The organism is Streptococcus moroccensis (assembly GCF_030812835.1).
Classification (GTDB): Bacteria; Bacillota; Bacilli; order Lactobacillales; family Streptococcaceae; genus Streptococcus; species Streptococcus moroccensis.
This window is the reverse complement of the sequence record NZ_JAUSTM010000003.1, coordinates 65,344-83,704: the sequence shown is the minus strand read 5'-3', so window position 1 is coordinate 83,704 and position 18,361 is coordinate 65,344. Positions and strand designations below refer to the sequence as shown.

The following is an 18,361-nucleotide window of genomic DNA, read 5'->3' as shown; positions in this document are numbered from 1 at the left end:
TCCTTTACTCCTACGATTGTACCCCTTCTTGGTGTAAAATTGGGCTCGTCCAATTTTTGGAAGGAGGCGTTTAAGATGGCACCAATAATTAAGACCTGTGCAATCAGGATAAACCAAACCATGACCAAGAGCAAGACAACGTAGGAAACCAGTTGAAAGTTTTCAAACTTGTTCATATATTGGCTAAGATAGAAGGACACGAGATTAGTAGTTGCAGTTAATACCGTGATCACAAAAATCGTTCCAGGGATGACATATCGCTTTTTCTTAATGCGAACATTGGGTAAAATGTAGTACAAAAGAAAGATGACAAAGATAAAGCCACCATAGATGACCGGCTGTGTCCATGACAGGACGGTCTGGAAGAATTCCAAATCAATATCAATGAAACGGTGGATGAAATTAATAATCGTTTCACCAAACACCCCAACGGACAGGACTAAGAAGATCGTCACTTGTAGGATAAGACCAATTAAGATACCTACCAATCGGCCAACAATCATATCCCTGTGCTGCTCAGCACCATATGCTTTATTGAAAGCCTTTTGCAAAATAATCATAGATTGTGAAAAGGTCCATAAGGCGGTCGCTATAGAAATTCCCAACCAACCAGAGGATGGATTGGTTAAAATGCTCTCTACGATACCGCTGACATTTTCAAAAACTTCTGCTGGCAGGGTTGTTTTTAGGAATCCTAGAACATCTGCCACATTGATTTGCAAAAATGGTAAGGCTGAACTCATCATAAAGAGGATTGGAAAAACAGCCACCAAAAAATAATAAGCTACCGCAATACTGGACAAATCAATGTCGGACCCCTGATAGAGTTTTATAAAATACTGCACAAAAGGGTGGTTAACAACTTTCTGAACGAATGCTTTCATACTTTATACCTAGTAAGTTCCTTCTTCGCCTTGACTGGTTAAAATAACAGGACCATCTTTTGTAATCACGAATTGATGTTCGTATTGACAGGAAAGGCCGCCATCAAGGGTCTTGTGAGCCCATCCTGTCTCCATATCTGTGTCAATTTCCCAAGTTCCCGTATTGATCATCGGCTCAATCGTGAGGACCATCCCCTCTCTAAGGCGCAACCCTCGGCCAGCTTTACCATAATGGGGAACCATAGGTTCTTCGTGCATGGTCGGCCCAACACCGTGTCCAACCAAATCACGGACAACCCCGTAACCATTTTTTTCGGCATGTTCTTGAATGGCGGCCCCGATATCCCCGATACGATTTCCCACAACAGCCTTTTCAATTCCAAGGTAGAGGCATTCTTTGGTAACATCCATCAGCTGCTTGACATCATCTGAGACCTGCCCTACCGCATAAGCCCAACAAGAATCCGCCAAGCCACCACTATAGGAATGGGTATGTTTTTTCATCACTGCTACGTTATTAAAATCGAGTTTAGCAACATCAAGAATGGACTTATCTAGAGGTTCTGAAAGAACCATATCAACCTTAAGAAGGTCACCTTCTTTCAAGGTATAATGCCTTGGAAAGGCATGGGCCACCTCATCATTGAGACCACAACAGGTCGCATAAGGATAATCCATGACATGCCCATCCACTCCAATCTGTAGGGGTAAGACATTCTCCTCTTTACAGCGGCAACGGACATATTCTTCTACTTCCCACATGTCTAATCCTGGCTTGATAAGGTCACGCAAGCCGATGTGGATACTGGCCAAAAAATCACCAGCTCTATCCATAGCTTCAATTTCTCGTGCCGATTTAATTGTTATCATACTTATCTCCTCTTTTTCCATTAATCCAAGTCCTATTGTCAAGACAGTAATCCTTAAAGGCTCTCATCTTATGAGAATAGCGATCGCTCCCTTTGTACTCCTTCTCCAAGCGAAATCCCAGTTTTTGGGCCAAGGCCTGGCTAGCTCTATTTTCAGCATGCGTTTTGATGACTAGTTGACCGACACCCAACTGTGTAAAGGATAACCATACAATACTTTCCAAGGACTCTGTCCCATATCCTTTTCTCCAAAAATCTCGATGCAAGAAATAGCCAATTTCAGCTTTTTTTTGGCGCCCTTGAATATTTTCCAAGCGAGTAGAGCCAATCATCCGCTTTGTTTCTTTCTCTTCAATCGCCCAGATACCTAAAGGCTGACGCATGAAGCCTTCTACTAACAGTTGCTGACAGAGCTCCTTACTTTCGATTGGCGGGTGAAGAAAGGTTGTGTTTTCTTTGTTTGACATGATGGCATGCAGGTCATCCTTATCTTGGTATGTAAATGGTCTCAGGATTAAACGTTCTGTTTCAAATTGGGCCCATTCGGCTAATTTTTTCCACATTTTTTCTCCTAAAAAACACACCCTGCCTTTCAGCCGAGTGTGTTTCCTCAGATGTTAGACCTTTAAAACGACAAGGCAGGTATCTTACTTTTCCTGACGATTAAAGTCTCACCATCAGTTTTCTTCTATCAACTGAATATTGGCACCCAAGGCACTTAATTTTTCAATAATATTAGAGTAACCACGCAAGATAAACTCAACATTGGAGATGACTGTCTCACCAGTTGCCATCAATCCTGCAATAACAAGAGCGGCGCCAGCCCGAAGGTCCGTTGCCTTAACCTCTGCTCCTTCTAGGGTTTTACCACCCTGGTAAACGATTCGGTTCCCTTTGACCTCTATATCGGCTGACATGCGTGCCAATTCTGCCACATGCCCCACGCGCTTTTCATAGATCGTATCTTTAATCGTCGCTTGACCTTGTGTCTTGAGCAACAGTGGCGTCAAAGGTTGTTGCAAATCTGTTGCGAAACCTGGGTAAGGTGAGGTCTGAATTGTGACTGCCTTTAAGTTTTCCTGCGGCTCTACATAAATACTATCTTCTGAGATGGTCATACGAACGCCCATTTCTTCTAATTTTGCAATAAAAGATTCCAGGTGTTCATAAAGGACATTGTTAATCTGAATGCCTTGCCCGACAGCAGCCGCTAAAGCAATATAGGTCCCAGCTTCGATGCGGTCTGGAATGACTTGATGTCTCGTTCCAGATAGGTTTTCAACACCTTCAATCGTGATGACATCCGTTCCTGCTCCACGAATATGTGCCCCCATATTGTTGAGCAATGTGGCTACATCGATAATCTCTGGTTCTCGGGCAGCATTTTCAATAACGGTCTTGCCTTTAGCCTTAACGGCAGCCAAGATGGTATTGATCGTTGCTCCTACAGAGACGGTATCCATATAGATGGTTGCCCCGTGTAACTGCCCCTCAACCGCTTTAAGGGTCATCGCCTCACCCTCATAACTAATTTCAGCTCCCATGGCTTCAAAAGCTTTTAAATGAAGGTCGATTGGTCGAGGTCCCAAATCACAGCCCCCTGGCAAGCCAACTGTAGCTATCCCAAAACGCCCTAGTAAGGAGCCATAAAAATAATAAGAGGCACGCAGACTATTGATCTTACCATAAGGCATAGGCATGGATTGGAGACCGCTCGGATCAATAGTTAAGGTCTCACCATCTCTGGTTACCTTAACACCCATAATCTCTAAAATACTAATTAAACTATCAACATCAGAGATGTCAGGAACGCCATCTAGGGTCACAATCCCATCCGCCAAAATAGCTGCTGGAATGAGGGCAACAACCGAATTTTTAGCACCTGAAATGGTTATCTCACCGCTTAAGGGACGATTCCCATTTATCTTGATTTTCTTCATACGAAACGATTCACTTTCACTTCTATCTTAAAAATAACAGCAATTTTAATTATACCATAATTTTAAAATATATCCACCGACGGTCATCAAAAGAACTTTCGTCAACTACTTTTAACATCTTTAATCTCTTGTCACCATACCGTCAAATTGCAGTAATCCCTGACATTTTCCACAACGGTATTTTTTCGTGTCAATTTGACGTTTGCGATGATAGATTTGCCCGCAAGATTGACAGGTGTATGTCTTGTATTTCTGGGGTGTTGCAATCTTGGGGGTATAACGAAGGCCATTTACAGCCTGAAGCAAGGTTTTAAAGTCGGCATCGGCATGGCGATAGCCCTTTCTCTCAGCATAAAGGTGGTAGTGGCACAGTTCATGTCGGACAATCTGGCGAAAAACGGTCAATCCATGCTCTTCGTAAATTTTAGGATTGAAGTCTAAATGACCATCCTTTGGAAAAAAGCGGCCACCAGTTGACCTGAGACGCTTGTTCCAATGGGCTGTGTGCTTAAAAGGCTTTCCAAAGTCTTCCTGAGAGACCTGTTTCACATAATCAGTCAAGTTCACGCGGTTTCACCAGACTAAGGCCGATACGGCTACGTTTGACATCTACTTCCGTTACCCAAACCGTCACAATATCCCCTACCGCAAGAAGCGTGCTTGGGTGAGGTAATTGGGGAAGACGTCCTGTTTTCTTATCGCGTTTTCGTTCCATCATGCGAGAAACATGGATCAGGCCATCCTCATGAACACCGATATCCACAAAGGCCCCAAAATCAACGATATTACGAACCACACCTTCTAATTCTTGACCGATTTTCAAATCCTTCATGTCAAGGACGTCTTGACGAAGGACAGGTGCTGCAAAATTGTCCCGCAGGTCACGACCTGGTTTCAAGAGGTCAGCCACAATATCTTTCAGGGTCGCTTGCCCAATGCCTAAATCCTCTGCTGTTCTAGTAATATCCAAAGCTTGAAGTTTAGCATGGGCTTCCTCATCCAGCTGACTGATGCTTAACTGTTCCAATAGTGCTTCGACAGCCGGATAGGACTCTGGATGAACACCTGTGTTGTCCAAAAAGTTAACAGCATTAGGCAAGCGTAAGAAACCTGCCGCCTGCTCGAAGGCTTTATCACCCAAGCGAGGCACTTTTTTCAACTCCTGACGGCTCTTAAGCTCGCCATTTTCCTCACGGTAGGCCACAATATTTTCAGAAATGGTCTTATTGAGGCCAGCCACATGAGCTAGAAGCGCTGGACTGGCTGTGTTGACATTGACACCGACTTGGTTAACCACTGTGTCGACCACGAAGTCCAATTGATCACTAAGTTTTTTCTGGCTAACGTCATGCTGGTACTGACCAACGCCGATCGATTTCGGATCGATCTTCACCAGTTCTGCCAGCGGATCCTGAAGACGGCGGGCGATGGAAATGGCAGAGCGCTTCTCAACTGTTAAGTCTGGAAACTCATGGCGAGCGAGTTCAGATGCCGAGTAAACAGAAGCCCCACTCTCATTGACAATGGCATAGGAAACCTCTGGGTGATTCGGTAAAATCTCTGCCACAAAGGCTTCACTTTCCCGGCTGGCTGTCCCGTTACCGATAGCAACAATCTCCACGCCATATTGGTCAATCAAGAGAGAAAGCTCTTTTTTAGCTTCCTCAATCTGGCGGGCAGAAGCCGGCTTAACCGGATGAATAACCTGCGTGGTCAAGAGCTTCCCTGTCGCGTCAACAACCGCGAGCTTAGCCCCTGTCCGAAAAGCAGGATCAAATCCAAGCACCGTCTTGCCCTTAAGAGGTGGAACCAAGAGAAGGTTGCGCAGGTTGGTCGAGAAGAGTTGAATCGCCCCATCTTCGGCGCTTTCCGTCAACTCCGCACGAACCCGACGCTCCATTGCTGGCACAATCTTTTTCTTAATGGCATCTGCGACAGCCGCCTCAATATACGGATTCATAGCTTTAAAACGAGCTTGGTAAAAACGGGTCATCTTGTCAAAATTGTGGCTGAAGCCAACCTTTAAAATACCAAGATTTTCACCGCGGTTGATAGCAAGGGTGCGATAGCCCTGGAGTTTCGCTACGGGTTCTGAAAAATCATAATAGAGCTGAAAGACTTGTTTGTCATCAGCTTCTTCATCTTTGACCTGTGAGGTCAAGCTAGAGTTAGTCCAAATTTCATTGTAGGTCCAAGCACGGAGTTTGGTGTCCTCCGCTAAGCTTTCTGCTAGGATATCTACCGCTCCAGCCAAGGCTTTTTCTGCCGTCGGGAAGGCTTCTGACACAAACTTTTCTGCCTGACTCTCAAGATCAGCTACATTTTGCAGAATTAGTCTAGTCAAGTCTAAGAGACCCGCTTCACGGGCAATGGTTGCCTTGGTCCGGCGTTTTTCCTTATAGGGAAGGTAGAGTTCTTCCACATCAGCTAATTTTTCAGCCGCCTCAATCTCTGCCCGCAATTGCTCGGTCAGCTTGCCCAAAGACTCGATCTTGGCTAGCACAGCTTCCTTACGGTCTGCAAGGGCCGTTAGGCTCTTATCCATATCGATAATGGCCTTAATCGCCACCTCATCTAGGTCACCAGTGGCTTCTTTACGGTAACGAGCAATAAAGGGAATGGTGTTGCCTTCAGCCGTCAAATTCAAAACCGTGTCAATCTGTTTTAGGGTCAATTGGAGCGCTTCGCTCATCTGTAAATATTTCTTATCCATAATCCTTATTATATCATGATTCCTAGTAAATGGAGAAAGCTAATCCGCTTCAAACTTAGATTTAGAGCGAAATTCCTCTCAATTCCCCTTTTTTACGTTTTTGAGGTATAATAGAGACACAAATGAAGTCTAGAAATGGAGATAACCATGCCTGTAACTTTTAAAAAACAAGATGATTGGGATAAACTGTTAGAGCAGTTTGCATCATTTGATGACCTTGAAAATGTTGAATTTCCTGATCCCAACGCTAAAGAAGCTTTTGAGAACACTGAGGACGCTTAATCATGTTCCAAAACCTTCCTACCAGTGTCCTCCAGGCTGGGGCTATCTTTATGTCCATCATGATCGAGGCCTTACCCTTTGTCTTTATTGGGACCTTAATCTCAGGTGTCATTGAAGTCTACATCACGCCTGACCGTGTCCATAAGTACCTGCCCAAGAACCGTTTGTTGCAAATTATATTTGGAACCTTTATTGGATTTTTCTTCCCATCCTGTGAATGTGGGATTGTGCCAATCGTCAATCGCTTCTTGGAGAAAAACGTACCCACTTACACAGCCATTCCTTTCTTGGCAACGGCCCCGGTTATCAATCCGATTGTCCTTTTTGCGACCTATACGGCCTTTGGCAATAGCTGGCGAATGACCTTGCTACGAGCTCTGGGATCTGCTCTCATTGCCTTTACGCTTGGTATCTTGCTAGGTTTTGTAAAGCAAGACAGCATTCTAAAGCCTGACCGCGAAGCTGCTCATGTTCATGATTTTTCTGACTTGACTGGCTGGCGTAAACTCTTTCAGGCGTTAATCCAAGCTATCGATGAGTTCTTTAACACAGGACGCTATCTGGTCTTTGGCTGTCTCTTTGCCAGCATTGTCCAGGTTTACGTGCCAACACGTATCCTGCTCAGCATTTCAACGACACCTCTTGCAGGAATTCTCCTCATGATGCTTTTGGCCTTCTTGCTATCACTCTGTAGCGAGGCGGATGCCTTTATTGGTGCCTCACTTTTGTCAAGCTTTGGCATGGCTCCTGTCCTTGCCTTTCTCATCATTGGACCTATCATCGATGTTAAGAACCTTCTGATGATGACGAGTTATTTCAATAGCAAGGCCATCATTCAGTTTATTACTGTTTCCTGTGTCATTGCGATCCTTTATACGCTTTTGATTGGAGTTCTTTAATGATTCGTTTTCTAATTTTATTGGGCTATTTTGAGCTGACACTCTACCTTTATCTATCTGGAAAGCTTGACCAATATATCAATATGCGCTATTCTTACTTAGCCTATATTTCAATGGTCATTGCTCTCATTCTTGCTATTGTTCAATTAATCATTTGGATGAAAAAAATGACCCCTCATACTCACTTGACTAAATGGACAGACAAAGTAGAAAGTTATGGTCTACTCCTTATTCCCTTGATTGTTGGCCTCTTTTTCCCAACAGTCAGCCTTGATGCCACAACTGTCTCAGCTAAAGGATACACCTTTCCTCTATCTGCTGACAATGACCTTGAAACACAAGATCAAGAAGGTACCAGTACCCAATACTTGAGGCCAGATACCTCATCCTTCTTTACAAAATCTGCCTACTCTGAGGAGATGCAGAAATCGATGGATATCTATGCCAGTCAAGACCATATAGAAGTCACCAAGGAAAACTACATGGAAGTCATGGAAATCATCTACGACTATCCTAACCGTTTCGTCGGCAAAACAATCACTTTTACAGGTTTCGTATACCAAGATCCTGATAATCCAGGCGACATGTTCCTCTTCCGATTTGGTGTCATTCACTGTATCGCTGACTCCGGTGTCTTTGGGCTCTTAGTCACTGATAGCCCCACCGAATTTGAAAATGATACCTGGGTCTCAGCCACAGGTACCATCGAAATCACCTATCATCAAAGCCTCAATCAATCCATCCCATCGGTCGAGCTAGAAAGTATTACACCCGTTGAAAAACCAGATAACCCTTATGTTTATCGCGTCTTTTAAGGAAAACATAGAAAAACTAGGAAATATTTCCTAGTTTTTTAAATTCTTCTGCTTAAACGCAAGGAAACGATTCCCTTGAAAGGTCAATTCTCCTTCATCTCCCTCTAGCAATTGATCAAAGGCCTCACCTCTAACCCTTAGTTCAAGGCTTTGTTGGCCTGGTAGTTGAAAAATAACCTTGTGAAGTGTCCGTTTGGCATCACCACTATGCAATAAATTGGGGTGTTTACTGATTACTCTAGCTTTAACGGATTGCTCACTGGACTGATTGTTGCGACTCCAATCTAAAACGTTTCGTCCTATTTGAAAAATCACATAACCCAACACCAAAGCCATTCCAACCTGTACTACCATAAAAACCAACTGTCCCATCACGCCCACCTTATCTTCTTTTTTAAAATTATTATACTAAAAGAAAATGGATAAAACAAGCAAAACCGAAACCCTGGGGCTTCGGTTTTAGTGTTTATTCAGCATCTTCTGCTGGACGGGATTTACGAGCGATATCGGCTAGGATAATGTCAATAAAGTTATCCAGTGATTCGGTATGGGTCGCCTTGCTACCATACCGGCGGACATTGACCGCACGGTCAGCCATTTCCTTGTCCCCCACGATGAGCTGATAAGGGATCTTGCTGGTTTGCGAAGCACGGATCTTGTACTGCATTTTCTCATTGCGCTCATCAACCTCGGCACGAATGCCACGGTCTTTAAGGGCTTTGGCTACTTCCCAAGCATAGTCCACATGGGCTTCGTTAGAGATTGGGATAACCGTTACTTGTTGTGGTGCCAACCAGGTTGGGAAGGCTCCTTTATAGGTTTCAATCAAGATAGCGGTGAAGCGCTCCATGGTCGAGATAACTCCACGGTGGATCATAACCGGACGGTGCTCTTCCCCATCTGCTCCGATGTAAGTCAAGTCAAAGCGTTCTGGCAAGAGGAAGTCCAACTGAATGGTTGAGAGGGTCTCTTCGTTTCCAAGAGCTGTTTTGACTTGAATATCCAATTTCGGACCGTAGAAGGCTGCTTCGCCTTCTGCTTCGTAGTAGTCTACACCCATTTCATCAAGGGCAGCTTTCAGCATGCCTTGGGCATTTTCCCACATCTCGTCGTTGTCGTAGTATTTTTCCTTGTCTTCTGGATCACGGTAAGACAGGCGGAAACGGTAGTCGGTCAAGTTAAAGTCCGCATAGACATCGATGATGAGCTGGAGGGCACGTTGGAATTCTTCCTGGATTTGCTCTGGAGCCACAAAGATATGGCCGTCGTTAAGGGTCATTTCACGCACGCGCTGCAGACCAGTCAAGGCACCTGATTTTTCATAGCGGTGCATCATGCCGAGCTCAGCGATACGGATTGGCAATTCGCGGTAAGAATGCACATGGTTCTTGTAGACTTGGATGTGGTGCGGACAGTTCATTGGACGAAGAACAAATTCTTCCCCATCTCCCATGTCCATGGTCGGGAACATATCTTCTTGGTAATGCTCCCAGTGACCAGAAGTCTTGTAAAGCTCTACTGAAGCAAGAGGTGGTGTGTAGACGTGTTGGTAGCCTGACGCTAATTCCTTGTCAGTGATGTAGCGCTCCAAGGTACGACGGATGGTCGCACCATTTGGCAACCAAAACGGCAAGCCTTGACCTACTTCTTGAGAAATCATGAAGAGGTCCAACTCTTTACCCAGTTTACGGTGGTCGCGTTCTTTGGCCTCTTCACGCATTTGGATATAGGCCTTGAGGTCTTTTTTGTCAAACCAAGCTGTTCCGTAGACCCGTTGCATCATGGCATTGTCGCTGTTCCCACGCCAATAGGCACCTGCTACGTTAAGCAGTTGGAAGACTTGGATACGACCAGTTGACGGCACGTGTGGGCCACGGCAAAGGTCCACAAACTCACCCTGGCGGTAAACGGTCAAGCCAGCACCCGCATGCTCTTGGATCAACTCTAGTTTGTAAGGATCATCTGCAAAGAGCTCAAGGGCTTCTTCTTTGGTGATTTCTTCACGGATAGATGGATGGTTTTCCTTAACGATTTTACGCATCTCATCTTCGATTTTAGCCAAGTCTTCATTGGAAATTTGACCCGCTTCATTGTCGGTATCGTAATAGAAACCATGCTCAATAGCAGGACCAACACCAAGGCGAAGATTTGGGAAATGGCGGCGGGCCGCTTGGGCAAACAAGTGAGCTGCCGAGTGACGCAAGATGTCCAAGGCATCTTCGTGGTCTGGGGTCACGATTTCAAGGGTACCATCTTCTTCAATGGCACGCGTCGTGTCAATCAAATTGCCGTTAAACTTACCAGCCAGGGCTTTTTTTGCGAGACCAGGGCTGATAGAGTGGGCAATGTCATAAGTTGTGCTACCAGCTTCGTATTCACGAACGGCACCATCTGGGAAAGTAATATGGATCATTTTCATGTTCTCCTTTTGTTGTCTATTGCTGTCAATATGAATATATTCTCTTGATAATCTTCGTTGTCCTCAAAGGTTGATTTTATTTCTGATAGTAGCTACTTCAAACTTAGAAACAACATACTAATTTAAAAACAAAAAACGACGTCCTCAAAAAGGACGTCGCAACGTGGTTCCACCTTCATTTACACAGGCTAAAAAATAGGCTGTGCCTCGAAATGGTTCTAAGGTGACCACCCTTTTATGTTTGCATAAAATCCTACCGAGGAGTACCAAATCAATCACTGGGTGCGACTTGCAGCAACCGCGCACTCTCTATGACCAGCTCTTATCCATTTGACATGTCTCTGAGGATTAGTATAGCACACTTTCTACTTTCTTTGCAAGTGGGCAAGTCCTTTTTTTACAAGGCTCCCTAGCACTACAAAGATAAGGGAAATCAGGATATACGGTATTAGATAGACTTCTGTCCCTGCCGCATTGTAAAAAAGCGGAATATAGACCACATAGGGCAACCAAGATAGGCCGATAAAAACCGGTAATTTCCAGGAAAAGCCATACTTGATTCCAAAAACAAAGGAAGAAAGGGCAATGATGACTGGATTATAGAGCAAGAGACCATTGACCCCTAATCCTTTGTGGAGCATCTCGTCAAAATGAAACATTCCCAAATGAGCTAAATGATAGTATATAGCCTCTAGCCAGTAGACTAAAAACGGGACAAGAACATACCAAACATATTTCTTCATTCGCTAACGCCTCTTCTAGGACTTAGGAGTCCCTGCTTTTTCGAAAATCTCTAATGAATCGTCTTGAACGTACGGTTGATTTCACTAAAATACGTTTTGGAAGATAGATGCTCTTTCGAGCGACCAAAACACCGGTTTTTGTGGCCTTTCTAGCAATAACAACAGGGATTGGAGCTAGTTCACCATTGGCTTTACGCACCTCATGGTTCATAATCGTATCTAGGTAAAAAGTTGCCACTTGACGACCAAAGTTCTCTGCTGAAATGTCGTATAACTTGTCTTCCAAGGCTTGGGGTGTCATTTCAGGCGTCGCAATGATGGCATCAACAATAGCATCTGCCAAATCTTGAGGATAGCTGTAAAGTGTTCCAAACATACGGTCTGATATCAAATCTTTTAAATAGGGATTCGTATGAGCGATAATGGGAGTTCCGGTCGCCAAGGCCTCTAGGTAGGTTAATCCTTGGGTCTCAGAGGTTGAGGCAGAGACGAAAAAGTCAGCCGCCTTATAATAGAGAGCTGTCTCCCCAGGGGCAATCATCCCAGTAAATTGAACAGTGTCTTCAAGGCCAAGCTCTGTCACCAAGGCCTTTAAATCAGGCAAATACGGACCATCTCCTGCCACCACTAGTTTGGCTTTCATGCCTTGAGCAAGGACTAACGGCATCGCCTGAATGACCGCTTGAATGTTTTTTTCATAGGAGACACGAGAAAGGCTGAGCAAGAAGACTTCATCATCCGCAATTCCTAATTGGTCTCTGATTCCTTGAACATCTTCTTGTGTTAACTCGGGGCGGCGGAACTTTTCAAGTTCAATCCCAGTAGGGATGACACGCTTTGGAGCATTAACCTTATAACCTGCCATCATGTCTTCAACAATAGCGCTCGGGCAAATCAGCCCATCCAATTGGGTACAATAGGATCGGACAATGTATTTAACCATCCCTGGTCGAATGATTCTGCCCTTGGCCAGATAATGGACATAGTCCTCATAGTTGGTATGATAGGTGTGAATGACAGGGATTTTAAGCTCTCTGGCAATCATTTTCCCTAGAATTCCAAGACTAAATTCCGTCTGGGTATGGATAATATCCAAATGATAGCGTTTGGCTATTTTAACCGCATCCGTAAAACCAGCATAGGCAATTTGGCGGTCTTTAAAGGCAAAAAAAGGAACACTGGGAATACGGACAATCTGCCAATCTTCATAGCGATTGACATTTTTATCCGTTGTGGTAAAGATAAAGACCGTATGTCCTAATTTCTCTAACTCTGTTTTAAGGGTTTTGATAGATGTCGCTACCCCTGAAACTTGCGGAAAATAGGTATCCGTAAAAATTCCGATACGCATAATCTACTCCATAACCTTACGATAAACGGCTGCCAATTGACGAGAAACTTCTTCTATTGCTCGTCCTTTGGCAACTTGAAAGCCAGCTTCACGGCGATCAATCTGTCCCCCTAAAATATCATCGAGAGCTGCCACAAATTCTTCATTAGTTCGTCCCATGGTCACAGACGTCCTATCCAACCAGCCTTGATACACTGGAATGTCTCTGACCAAGACGTGTTGGTGACTGGCTAAAGCCTCCAAAACAACAATTCCTTCTGTTTCCTCATGAGATGGGAAGAAAAAGGCATCCGCACCACTCATGGCCCCTTCAAATACGGGACCTTTAATATAGCCAGGAAAGCTGACATTGGCTGGATGATTTTTCTCCACAAGATCAACAATATCATGTGGGATCAAGAGCTTATTAATCTGACCAAACCAAATGAAGCGCACATGGGGCATTTGCTCAGCTACCTTGACGAAGTCGACAATCCCCTTGCGCTTAAAATAAAGGCCTGCACTGATGACAACTTTTTGATGGGGCTCCAGATTAAAATACTCTCTAAAACGAGTTTCTTTTTGAGGATCCGGCTGGTACTTGGAAAGCTCTATTCCGTTTGAAATTGCTGAGATAGGACGCGTAATCCCGTAGCTTCTCAATAGACTCTCTGAATAAGGGGTTGGTGTAATAATGTGGTCTGCCTGCTGGTAAAAATGGGCCAGGTAGTTTTTTACCATCGGGGCTAACAGATTAGACCCTTTAAAGGAATTTTCGAAGTCTTCCTTGGTGGAATGCGCATGCACAATCACGCGTTTCCCCTGTCTTTTGGCCTGACGAAGAAGCCTTAGGCTCCTAAAGCCGTAGGTATTGATGTGAACAATGTCGTAATCCTCTTTAACATTGGTAGTGTAATCAATTCCAGCTAAAGTCAAGGCTCTTTCTTGATGCTTAATCGCTCGGCCGATGCCTGATTTGGAGATGAGTTTTTCTCCTTCTAAATACAGCAAAATCTTCATGGTCTTATTATATCCTTTTCCCTTTAAAAAGACAATGAAAGGCCATAGCTCCAAAGAGCTTAAAAAACCAGCCGATAGCGACTGGTTTAATGAAAATTTATTTGGTTGATTTGCGCTCAGCGATGGTATGATTAAGAATCACTTCACGGTCTTCTAAATCTTCTTTGAGCATAATTTTCGTCAACATGCGCATAGCAATGGCACCGATATCGTAAATCGGTTGGCTAATAGACGTCAAGTTTGGACGGGCAAACTTGGTCACTGTTGAATCATTACTTGTGATAATTTCAAAGTCTTCAGGAACTTTCACACCTGCATCCTCAATACCATTTAACAGGCCAACTGCGATTTCATCTTCTGCTACAATAGCAGCAGTTGCACCCGATTTAAGCACGCGCTCTGCAAGAGCATAGCCTTCTTGGTACTTGTACTTGGCTTCAAAGACAAGTCCTTCGTTAAAGGCCAATTTGCTGGACTTCAAACCATCTTTGTAGCCTTTAAGACGAAGTTTCCCATTAATCTCATCCAACAATGGACCAGAGACAAAGGCGATCTTTTTATTGTGTTTAGCTAAAATCTTAACCGCATCTGCTGTTGATTGTTTATAATCAATATTAACACTTGGCAATTGGTGTTCTAAGTCAACTGTACCTGCTAAAACGATTGGTTTGCGAGACCGTGAAAACTCAGCCCTGACCTTATCGGTCAAATGATAGCCCATAAAGATAATTCCGTCAACCTGCTTAGAAAAAAGCGTATTGACAACATTGACTTCCTTATCATCATTTTCGTCACTGTTAGCAATAATGATATTGTATTTATACATTTCGGCAATATCATCAATCCCTTGTGCCAAAGTCGCAAAATAAGCATTAGCTATATTAGGGATAACGACCCCTACAGTTGTCGTTTTTTTGCTCGCTAAGCCACGGGCAACTGCGTTAGGACGATAATCCAGACGCTCGATCACTTCGAGAACTTTTTTCCGTGTATTTTCTTTAACGTTTTTATTGCCATTGACAACCCGGCTGACCGTTGCCATGGAAACACCAGCTTCACGAGCCACATCGTATATGGTTACAGTTTCGTCAGTATTTAACATAGATGAATGTCCTTTCTACTTTTTTGAAAATTTCGCTTACATTCCATTTCTAGTTTATCACTTTGTGGAAACTCTTTCAAGTGAAAACGCTCTTTTTTCTTGATTTTTCATGGTTTTTTTGGAAAAATGAGAGTGTCATTATTTTGTTTGTTTAGAAAGTTGGTCTTATTATGGAAAAAATCCAGCAAATTATCAGTTATCTCGATCACCAAGAAGCAAGTCTAGCCATCTTTTCAGATCCTGTTTCTATCAACTATTTGACAGGATTTTACAGCGATCCCCACGAGCGCCATCTCTTTCTCTTTGTTTTTAGAGATCGTGACCCTCTCCTCTTCTTACCTGCTATGGAAATGGCTGGTGCCAAAACAATTGTTCCTTTTGACGTCGTTGGCTATCAAGACTCTGAAAATCCCTGGCAAAAAATCACTACCGCTATCGGGGACTTGCCTAAAGGCATTATTCTAGCGGAGTTTGACAGTCTCAATTTAACGAGATACCACGGTCTTCGGCAGGTCTTTGAAACAGATTTCACTGACTTAACTCCCTACATCAACCGCATGAAACTCATCAAATCAGCTGATGAGGTCGCAAAACTGATGTATGCTGGGACCTTTGCGGACAAGGCCATGCAAATTGGTTTTGAGGCGATTTCTCTTGACAAAACGGAGACAGACATCATTACAGAAATTGAATTTGGCATGAAAAAAGCCGGTGTGTCTAAAATGAGTTTTGAAACCATGGTGTTAACCGCTGACAATGCTGCTAACCCTCACGGCCATCCCGGGGCGAACCTGATCCAAAACGATGCCCTTCTGCTCTTTGACCTTGGAACTGAAAATAACGGTTATATGTCTGATATGACACGCACAGTTGCTGTTGGCCAACCAGATTCCTTTAAAAAAGACATCTACAATCTTTGTTTGGAAGCCCAATTGACTGCGCTTGACTTTATCAAGCCAGGAGTGACTGCCGCAGAAGTAGACGCCGCTGCCCGCAATGTCATTGCCAAGGCAGGTTATGGGGAATACTTTAATCACAGGCTTGGTCATGGAATTGGAATGAGTGTGCATGAGTTCCCGTCTATCATGGAAGGCAATGATTTGGTGCTTGAAGAAGGTATGGCCTTCTCCGTAGAACCTGGCATTTATATCCCTGGAAAAGTTGGCGTGCGTATCGAAGACTGTGGTGTCGTGACCAAGGACGGCTTTGACCTCTTCACCAAGACACCAAAAGAACTACTTTATTTTTAAGCAAAGACTATATAAAAACTAGGACTCCCAAAAAGTCCTAGTTTCAGTCTGAAGACAATGTTATTTTTGAAACTTTCCTTAGGCGATAACGGACGGTAGCGACTTCCTTTGGACGTCTGACTCAAGCTATTGCTTGCTCTATTTCCAACCTTTAACAGTCTCCCAGACTGTTAAAGAAAACCTAATTTTTGAGCCTTCTTCGCTTTTTCATTTCCAAGCTCAGACCTGAAATAGTCCACTGGACCCTTTCACCCCAAAACTTCCGAGAGCCTGAAACTATTACGTTTTAGGCTCTTTTATCACAGCGGAAAGTTTCCGGTTTTGCTCGCCTCGCCTCGCTCGCTAAAATCCATTATTTTAAATCATTAGCCAAACTTTTGAAGATTATTAACACAGAAAACAGGGTTTGTCTACGCTCTCAAACTAGGACTCCCAAAAAGTCCTAGTTTTTATTCGCATCGGATTAGTAGCCCTCAAATTGTCCTGCACATCAATAATGATAGCAAATTATTCCAAAGCATTATTCTTCTGCTGCAAAAGCTTGGGTAGCTTTAACAGCTTTCTTCCATCCCTTGTACAAGAAATCTCGACGTTCTGCTGTCATCTCGGGCTGAAACAGTTGACCAGTGTGGTTGAGAGTTTTCAGTTCCTCAATATCCGACCAGTACCCAACAGATAAGCCTGCTAGGAAGGCAACTCCCAGAGCTGTGGTTTCTAAATTTTTGACCCGTTCAATGGTCATGTTTAAGATATCCGCTTGAAACTGCATGAGCAGATTATTCATTGCCGCACCACCATCAACTCGGAGTTTAGGAATGCTTATTCCTGAATCCAACTGCATGGTGTCTATGACATCACGAACTTGATAGGCGATGGATTGGAGGGTTGCCTTCACAAAATCTTCTTTACTGGTAGCGCGAGTTAGCCCAAAAACAGCCCCCCTGGCATCTGAATTCCAGTAAGGTGCCCCTAAGCCTGTAAATGCTGGAACCACATAAATGTTATCTTCACTAGTAGATGCTGCTGCTAAACTCTCTGACTCTGGTGATGTTTCAATCATTCGAAGACCATCTCGGAGCCATTGGATGGCACTTCCTGCGATAAAAATAGAACCTTCTAGAGCATAGGTAACTTTTCCATTAATGCCATAGCCGATGGTTGTTAACAGGTTATGTTTAGAAAATTGCAGGTCTTCTCCAGTATTCATGATGATAAAAGACCCTGTCCCATAGGTGTTTTTGACCATTCCTGGCTCCAAAGCCAACTGACCAAAGAGGGCTGCTTGCTGATCCCCCGCCATGCCAGAGATGGGAACTTCTCCTCCATAGAAATGAAAACTAGTGGTATAGCCGTAGATTTCAGAATTTGACTTGACTTCGGGCAACATGATTTTTGGAATATGGAGAAGCTCTAAAATCTCATCATCCCATTTCAGTTCCTTGATGTTGAAGAGCATGGTCCGAGCTGCATTCGTATAATCGGTCACGTGAACAGCACCATCGGTCAACTTCCAAACCAACCAAGTGTCTATCGTCCCAAAAAGCAATTCGCCCCTTTCAGCGCGCTCTTGCGCACCCGGAACTTGGTCTAAAATCCATCTGACTTTTGTGGCAGAGAAATAGGCGTCAATGACCAGCCCAGTTTTTTGATGGAAGAAATCCACATACCCTTCTTTTTTGAGCTGTTCTACAAGAGGGGTTGTTTGTCGAGATTGCCAAACAATGGCATTGTATATCGGAAGTCCAGTTTCTTTATCCCAAACAACTGTCGTTTCACGTTGGTTAGCAATTCCTATCCCTCGGATTTGATTGGGCTTTAGGTGGCCTTCGATAAAAACCTCCGCAATCACGGATTGCACCGAGTTCCAAATCTGATTGGCATTATGCTCTACCCATCCCGGTTGTGGGAAAAGTTGTGGAAATTCTTTCTGACTACTCGCCACTTTTTCACCTTGTTTATTAAAGACAATGGCACGTGAGCTGGTCGTTCCTTGGTCAATTGCTAAGATGTATTTTTCTTCTGATGGCATACTGATCTCCTCATCACTTGTTGAAAACGATTTCTATGTGTTTTCTATTATATCCTAATTCTCAAA

16 protein-coding genes and 1 pseudogene are annotated in these 18,361 nt (G+C 43.9%); 4 read left to right on the top strand and 13 right to left on the bottom strand.

The window, feature by feature from the left end; genetic code table 11:
• Positions 1 to 65: 65 nt before the first annotated feature.
• From J2S23_RS02115 to J2S23_RS02090, 6 genes and pseudogenes are all read right to left on the bottom strand, one after another.
• Positions 66 to 884 (bottom strand): annotated as a pseudogene (locus J2S23_RS02115) (YihY/virulence factor BrkB family protein); the annotation flags it as partial.
• A gap of 9 nt (positions 885 to 893) precedes the next feature.
• The gene (locus tag J2S23_RS02110; RefSeq protein WP_307121119.1) at positions 894 to 1,754 is read right to left on the bottom strand and encodes a methionyl aminopeptidase; all 861 of its coding nucleotides are present in this window, start codon (positions 1,752 to 1,754) and stop codon (positions 894 to 896) included.
• The gene (locus J2S23_RS02105) at positions 1,741 to 2,316 is read right to left on the bottom strand and encodes a GNAT family N-acetyltransferase (RefSeq protein ID WP_307121118.1); all 576 of its coding nucleotides are present in this window, start codon (positions 2,314 to 2,316) and stop codon (positions 1,741 to 1,743) included. The genes J2S23_RS02110 and J2S23_RS02105 overlap by 14 nt, the downstream gene beginning before the upstream one ends.
• Positions 2,317 to 2,430: 114 nt before the next feature.
• A complete protein-coding gene (murA, locus tag J2S23_RS02100) occupies positions 2,431 to 3,693 on the bottom strand; it encodes a UDP-N-acetylglucosamine 1-carboxyvinyltransferase (RefSeq protein WP_307121117.1) in 1,263 nt (420 codons plus the stop codon).
• Positions 3,694 to 3,813: 120 nt separating this feature from the next.
• On the bottom strand, positions 3,814 to 4,260 hold the full coding sequence (locus J2S23_RS02095) for a SprT family protein (RefSeq protein WP_307121116.1): 447 nt from the start codon (positions 4,258 to 4,260) through the stop codon (positions 3,814 to 3,816).
• On the bottom strand, positions 4,247 to 6,406 hold the full coding sequence (locus tag J2S23_RS02090) for a Tex family protein (RefSeq protein WP_307121115.1): 2,160 nt from the start codon (positions 6,404 to 6,406) through the stop codon (positions 4,247 to 4,249). The genes J2S23_RS02095 and J2S23_RS02090 overlap by 14 nt, the downstream gene beginning before the upstream one ends.
• Before the next feature lie 147 nt (positions 6,407 to 6,553).
• Between J2S23_RS02090 and J2S23_RS02085 the strand changes: the two genes are divergently transcribed.
• Genes J2S23_RS02085 through J2S23_RS02075 form a run of 3 tightly spaced genes read left to right on the top strand, consistent with a single transcriptional unit; the run spans position 6,554 to position 8,402 of the window.
• Positions 6,554 to 6,688: an SPJ_0845 family protein gene (locus tag J2S23_RS02085; protein WP_307121114.1), complete on the top strand. Its 135-nt coding sequence runs from the start codon at positions 6,554 to 6,556 to the stop codon at positions 6,686 to 6,688.
• A gap of 2 nt (positions 6,689 to 6,690) precedes the next feature.
• Entirely contained in the window at positions 6,691 to 7,587 is an 897-nt protein-coding gene (locus tag J2S23_RS02080) for a permease (RefSeq protein ID WP_307121113.1), read from the top strand.
• Complete coding sequence (locus tag J2S23_RS02075) at positions 7,587 to 8,402, top strand: TIGR03943 family putative permease subunit (RefSeq protein ID WP_307121112.1); 816 nt, start codon at positions 7,587 to 7,589, stop codon at positions 8,400 to 8,402. Before J2S23_RS02080 ends, J2S23_RS02075 begins: the two co-directional genes overlap by 1 nt.
• Before the next feature lie 30 nt (positions 8,403 to 8,432).
• Here J2S23_RS02075 and J2S23_RS02070 read toward each other — a convergent pair whose 3' ends face one another.
• The 6 genes from J2S23_RS02070 to ccpA all read right to left on the bottom strand — a co-directional run bounded on the left by J2S23_RS02070 (position 8,433) and on the right by ccpA (position 15,016).
• Positions 8,433 to 8,774 carry a DUF2500 domain-containing protein gene (locus J2S23_RS02070; RefSeq protein WP_307121111.1) on the bottom strand — a complete coding sequence of 114 codons (342 nt, stop codon included), beginning with the start codon at positions 8,772 to 8,774 and terminating at the stop codon, positions 8,433 to 8,435.
• 94 nt (positions 8,775 to 8,868) lie between these two features.
• A complete protein-coding gene (thrS, locus tag J2S23_RS02065; protein WP_307121110.1) occupies positions 8,869 to 10,815 on the bottom strand; it encodes a threonine--tRNA ligase in 1,947 nt (648 codons plus the stop codon).
• A gap of 371 nt (positions 10,816 to 11,186) precedes the next feature.
• Positions 11,187 to 11,564 carry a hypothetical protein gene (locus J2S23_RS02060; RefSeq protein ID WP_307121109.1) on the bottom strand — a complete coding sequence of 126 codons (378 nt, stop codon included), beginning with the start codon at positions 11,562 to 11,564 and terminating at the stop codon, positions 11,187 to 11,189.
• Positions 11,565 to 11,586: 22 nt separating this feature from the next.
• On the bottom strand, positions 11,587 to 12,915 hold the full coding sequence (locus J2S23_RS02055; protein ID WP_307121108.1) for a glycosyltransferase family 4 protein: 1,329 nt from the start codon (positions 12,913 to 12,915) through the stop codon (positions 11,587 to 11,589).
• A 3-nt stretch (positions 12,916 to 12,918) separates the two neighbouring features.
• Entirely contained in the window at positions 12,919 to 13,914 is a 996-nt protein-coding gene (locus J2S23_RS02050) for an LTA glycolipid anchor biosynthesis glycosyltransferase, IagA/BgsA family (RefSeq protein WP_307121107.1), read from the bottom strand.
• Positions 13,915 to 14,011: 97 nt separating this feature from the next.
• Positions 14,012 to 15,016 carry a catabolite control protein A gene (gene ccpA, locus J2S23_RS02045; RefSeq protein ID WP_307121106.1) on the bottom strand — a complete coding sequence of 335 codons (1,005 nt, stop codon included), beginning with the start codon at positions 15,014 to 15,016 and terminating at the stop codon, positions 14,012 to 14,014.
• A 170-nt stretch (positions 15,017 to 15,186) separates the two neighbouring features.
• On the opposite strand from ccpA, the gene J2S23_RS02040 reads away from it, so the two are divergent.
• The gene (locus J2S23_RS02040) at positions 15,187 to 16,266 is read left to right on the top strand and encodes a M24 family metallopeptidase (protein ID WP_307121105.1); all 1,080 of its coding nucleotides are present in this window, start codon (positions 15,187 to 15,189) and stop codon (positions 16,264 to 16,266) included.
• 520 nt (positions 16,267 to 16,786) lie between these two features.
• Here J2S23_RS02040 and glpK read toward each other — a convergent pair.
• Positions 16,787 to 18,295 carry a glycerol kinase GlpK gene (glpK, locus tag J2S23_RS02035; RefSeq protein WP_307121104.1) on the bottom strand — a complete coding sequence of 503 codons (1,509 nt, stop codon included), beginning with the start codon at positions 18,293 to 18,295 and terminating at the stop codon, positions 16,787 to 16,789.
• Positions 18,296 to 18,361 lie beyond the last annotated feature (66 nt).